The 5375-nt window shown below is 40.6% G+C and carries 3 protein-coding genes; all 3 read left to right on the top strand.

The window, feature by feature from the left end:
* Positions 1-335 precede the first annotated feature (335 nt).
* Positions 336-1376, top strand: a complete 1041-nt coding sequence (gene pheS / locus B4H39_RS06255; protein ID WP_251422915.1) for a phenylalanine--tRNA ligase subunit alpha — start codon at positions 336-338, stop codon at positions 1374-1376.
* 46 nt (positions 1377-1422) lie between these two features.
* Complete coding sequence (gene pheT / locus B4H39_RS06250) at positions 1423-3831, top strand: phenylalanine--tRNA ligase subunit beta (protein ID WP_251422910.1); 2409 nt, start codon at positions 1423-1425, stop codon at positions 3829-3831.
* 296 nt (positions 3832-4127) lie between these two features.
* Entirely contained in the window at positions 4128-5141 is a 1014-nt protein-coding gene (locus B4H39_RS06245; RefSeq protein ID WP_251422907.1) for a 3D domain-containing protein, read from the top strand.
* The last annotated feature ends 234 nt before the right edge of the window (positions 5142-5375 follow it).

Raw genomic sequence — 5375 nt, 5'->3', positions numbered from 1 at the left:
ACGCTAAGGCAATTCATATAAGAATTGTCGCCTCTCCTTAGTGCCTTTAGGCACAATGAGAGCAGCGTATTAAAAATTGACAAATCAAAGAAATCTGCTAAAATAAGTACATAGCAAGAATGAGAAGAGTAGATTACTGAAACGTTTGAGGGAGTGGTGTCGTTGACTGAAAATCACCACACGGGAAAGTGATTGAAGTTCACCTCATTCTAAATTTAAAAGAAGCTTTAACTAAGTGATAAAATGGGATGGTACCGCGGTTTTCGCTCCTTAATTAGTAGGGGAGAAAACCGTGGTCTTTTTATAATCACCGCAAGAGTACATGAGGAGAAAGAATGAACTTACAAGAGAAAATTGAAGCTTTGCGAGAGCAGGCCTTGGACAACTTGACAGCTGCCGTTGAAGAAAGAATGTTAAATGATCTGCGCACAGCTATCATGGGTAAAAAAGGAGAATTGACAGAAATTCTCAAAGGAATGAAAGAGCTCACAAATGAAGAACGTCCTGTTATTGGCGCTTTAGCCAATGCTTTCCGTGATGAATTTGGAGCGAAACTGGAAGAGAAAAAGGCAGAGCTTGAAGAGAGAGCGCTAAATGCAGCTTTGAGCGCTGAAACTTTGGATGTCACTTTACCAGGGGCTGCTTTGAAAAAAGGAACACGTCATATTTTGACTCAGACAGCAGAAGAGATAGAAGAAATCTTCTTAGGTATGGGCTATGAAATTGTTGATGGCTATGAAGTTGAAACAGACCACTATAACTTTGAACGCATGAATCTTCCCAAAGATCATCCTGCGCGTGATATGCAAGATAGTTTTTATATCACAAATGAGGTCTTACTGCGTACCCACACCTCACCTATGCAGGCGCGTACCATGGATAAGCATGACTTTAATAAAGGCGGTCTCCGTATGATAGCGCCAGGTCGCGTTTACCGTCGTGATACAGATGATGCGACACACAGCCACCAATTTCACCAAGTTGAAGGACTGGTTGTGGATAAAAATATCACGATGGCTGACCTTAAAGGCACCCTTGAATTTGTTATACAAAAGATGTTTGGTGCCAATCGTGAAATCCGTCTCCGTCCTTCCTATTTCCCGTTTACTGAGCCTTCAGTTGAAGTGGATGTGAGCTGTTTTAAATGCGGCGGCAAGGGATGTAACGTCTGCAAACACACCGGATGGATCGAAATTCTCGGTGCCGGCATGGTCCATCCGAACGTCTTAGAGATGAGTGGCATTGACAGTAAAGAATATTCTGGATTTGCCTTTGGTATGGGGCAAGAACGCATCGCAATGCTACGTTATGGTATCAATGATATTCGAGGATTCTACCAAGGCGATTTGCGTTTCTTAGAACAATTTGGAAAATAATTTCAGAACTGAACACAGAAGTAAGCAGAATAAAAGGAAAAGTAAAATGTTAGTATCATACAAATGGTTAAAAAAATTAGTCAACGGCATTGATGACATTCCTGTCACAGATTTGGCAGAAAAAATGTCCTTGTCTGGTATTGAAATTGAGGGTGTCACAGTACCGGGAGAGGGTTTATCAAAAATAGTAGTCGGTGAAGTATTAACCTGTGAAGATGTACCGGACACTCATCTTCATATTTGCCAAGTTGATGTTGGTGAAGAAGAACCTCTTCAAATCGTTTGTGGTGCGCCAAACGTAAAAGCAGGAATTAAAGCAATCACTGCGCTCGTGGGAGCACGCATTGCCGATAATTATAAAATTAAAAAAGGAAAAATCCGAGGTATTGTTTCACTAGGGATGCTTTGTGCACTTGATGAAATCGGTATTCCGGAGTCTGTAAATCCGATGAAACACGAGGAAGGTATCTATATCCTGCCTGAAGACGCTGTGGTTGGCGACAGTGTCCTTCCTTATCTTGACTTGGATGATGAAATCATTGAGCCAGATATCTTGGCAAATCGTGCAGATGCGATGTCTATGCGCGGTGTGGCCTATGAAGTAGCAGCTATCTACGGCAAAACAGTTAATTTTGAAGATAAAAAACTAACAGAGGTTGACAGAAAAGCTACAGATAAAATTGCTGTAAAGGTAGAGACAAGTACAGAACAAGTACCAACCTATAAAATTCGTATAATTGAAAATGTAAAGATCGCCCCATCTCCGCTTTGGCTCCAAAATACACTGATGAATGCGGGTATTCGTCCAATAAATAATGTCGTTGACGTAACGAATTATGTCTTGATGTATTATGGACAGCCATTGCATGCTTTTGATTTTGACAAATTTGGTGCAGACGAAATCTTGGTGCGTCAAGCGCAAGACGGTGAAAAGATTGTGACCCTTGATGAGCAAGAGCGTGAGCTCAGCAGAGAAGACATAGTCATCACAGCCAACGGAAAACCAGTAGCACTTGGTGGTGTCATGGGAGGGCTGGATAGCGAAATCACAGAGCAAACCACAAATGTTGCTTTGGAGGCTGCGCTTTTCAATGGCACATCAATCCGGAAAACATCGCACAAGTTTGCACTACGTTCAGAATCATCAAGCCGCTTTGAAAAAGGAATTAATCAAGGCACAGTCCGTGAAGCTTTGGATTTTGCAGCCGCAATGATTCAAGAGCTTGCTGGTGGTGAAGTTCTTTCTGGTGTGGTTGAGTCAAACGACTTTATGCCAGAACCTCAAGAGGTTAAAACTACTTTAGAACGTATCAATGCTTCTCTTGGAACAAATCTTACAGTGGAGAAAGTGTTAGAAATTTTAGCGCAACTTGGATTTGAAACCCAAGAAAACAAGGGCGAATTCCATATTCAAATCCCATCACGTCGGTGGGATATCAAGATTGAAGCAGATATTGTTGAAGAAATCGCACGAATTTATGGGTATGACAACTTGCCAAGTACCTTGCCTGCAGGAGCTACAGTTGGAGAGTTAACAGCTATGCAGAAATTACGCCGAAAAGTACGCACCAACGTTGAAGCTGCCGGACTTTCGGAAGTTATTGGCTACTCATTGACAAGCTCTGAAAAAGCTCGGGAATTTGTTAATGGGCAAAAACCAACAACTTCATTACTCTTGCCAATGACCGAAGATCGTCAAACATTACGGATTAGCCAAATTCCAGGACTTTTGGATATCATCAATTATAACCAGAACCGTAAAAATGCAGATGTAGCCATCTATGAGATAGGCAACATTTTCCTTGCATCAGATTCAGAAGATTCCCGTCCTTTAGAAATTCCTCATCTTGCCTTTGCCATCTCTGGAAATGTAGAGGACAAAACCTATAATTCAGCAGCTGTAGCCGTTGACTTTTATCATGCAAAAGCCATTGTTGAACAGCTTTTGGCAGGCTATGAAAATCTTTCCTTTGAAGCCGACTCAGATATCAAAGAAATGCATCCAGGGCGCACAGCGCGAGTTTTAGTGGGCAATCGTCAAGTTGGTTTTGTTGGACAAGTACACCCTGCAACAGCAAAAGCTTATGATATTAAGGAAACTTACGTGGCTTCCCTTGACTTGGAAGCGATGCTTGAGCTTGCTCCAGCCCAAACGGTTTTTGTCGATATTCCAAAAGTACAAGCTGTAAACCGTGATATTGCTATGCTTGTTGATAGAGACAAAACACATGCTGACATCGTAGAAGTGATTACATCAAGCAAAGTGAGAAGCTTGAGTAAAGTAGAGCTCTTCGATATCTATCAAGGTGATAACTTACCAGAAGGCAAGAAGTCAATGGCCTATAGCTTGACCTTCCAAAGTCGTGAAAATACAATGACAGAAGAAGAAATTGCCAGAGCTATGGCTAAAATTACAAAAAATCTTGTAGAAAAACTCAATGCTGAAATCCGTTAACAAAGGACAGAAGTTGGTACAGCTGTCTTAAAAAACAGAAAAATGCTCATGATAGCGAAGAAAGCTATTTTGAGTATTTTTATTTGTACACTTTGATTAGATCTTGACTACTTTCACAAAAAGAATGTTAATATGCAAAAAATGTAGCAGACCACGAACTTTTTTCTGCTTCATATAAGAATTCTAAAAAGTCAAGAGATGAAGTGTTAATAAAAGCGTTTTATATTAAGTTTAAATAACCACATGTAAAGCATATGAAATCTTTCTGAACTACTTTTGTGTTAGAATGGTAAAATATGAAAAAGAAAAATTGGAAAAAGCAAGCAGCTATACTGGTTTTATCGGTTGGCATGCTTACTTTAGGCTTACCAGCTGTGCAAGCTGATGAAAGTTCGATAGATGCAAAAATCGAAAACTTTCAAAGGCAACTCAATGCAGAACTTTCTCAGGCGAATGCAATTTATACCAAAGCAAATGATTCACAAACTGAACTCAAAGCAACTCAGGAAAAGATTGAACATTTGAATACAGAGATTGAGAAAACCGAAGAAAAATATAATTCTTTAAAGGAAACTGTAGCGGGTCAAATGCGTGCAATGCAGGAGCGCGGCGGCGTTTTTCCTTCAGTTCTTGATATAGTGCTCAACGCAGCAGATTTTCACGAAGCTGTGCAAGCGCTGACGAACTTAAGGCTTATCTTACATGCAGAAGATGCCCAAGCCAAGTCCTTGGTTGATACTCAGCAAAACTTAGAGAGAATGAAACACTCGCTTCTTAAAGCAAAAACTGAGTTGGAAGCAGCTCAAACGGATTATGAGAAGCAGGTAGAAAAACTTGAGGAAAGCATAGCTCTACTCAAAAACAAGGTGACAGATAATCAGAGTATCCTTGATGAAATGCGTATAAAGGCTGCAACGCTCAATAGAGATTCAGGAAAATCAAAAATAGATTCCCTTTCAGTCGATAGGACAGTAGATTCAGAAGTTTCTGATGAGAGCAATTCTATAATGACGCCATCGGGCGGCGGAGCTCATTCATTAATCGTTTCAGCTACAGCTTACGCTTCAGATAATGGACTAGGATTTATTACGGCAACGGGCATAAACCTCCATCTGAACCCTATGTGCATCGCTGTAGATCCTTCTGTGATTCCTTTAGGAACGATGGTTGAAGTACCGGGATATGGTATAGCGATTGCGGGAGATACAGGAGGCGCGATTGTGGGGAATATTATCGATGTCCACTTTCCTACTACAGCCCAAGCTCAGGCGTGGGGACGTAAAACACTTCAGATTAACGTGTTGAGTTAATAAGTAAGGTTAGAACCCTCTTGTACAGAGGCAGTTGTGTGAAGCTCTATGAAAGGAGCTTTACACAACTGCTTTTTATTTTGCTATAGAGACAGTATTCTAAATGTCCATTCTATAAAGATTACGAAAAGCAGACTTACTATGTAGGGAATACTGTTATTCTTATAGTTTCTAAGGCTAATTCCGATAGTCATTTTAAATCCAGAGTTTGCTTTTCTCATCAAACACTCATTT

The organism is Lactococcus sp. UBA7128 (assembly GCF_002492185.1).
In the GTDB taxonomy this organism is placed as follows: Bacteria; Bacillota; Bacilli; order Lactobacillales; family Streptococcaceae; genus Lactococcus; species Lactococcus muris.
This window is presented reverse-complemented; position numbering and strand designations above follow the sequence as displayed.

What these genes read in the sequence shown, in the direction of transcription:
- pheS (WP_251422915.1), top strand. Translation starts at nt 336, where the DNA reads ATGAACTTACAAGAGAAAATTGAAGCTTTGCGAGAGCAGGCCTTGGAC.
- B4H39_RS06245 (WP_251422907.1), top strand. Translation starts at nt 4,128, where the DNA reads ATGAAAAAGAAAAATTGGAAAAAGCAAGCAGCTATACTGGTTTTATCG.
- pheT (WP_251422910.1), top strand. Translation starts at nt 1,423, where the DNA reads ATGTTAGTATCATACAAATGGTTAAAAAAATTAGTCAACGGCATTGAT.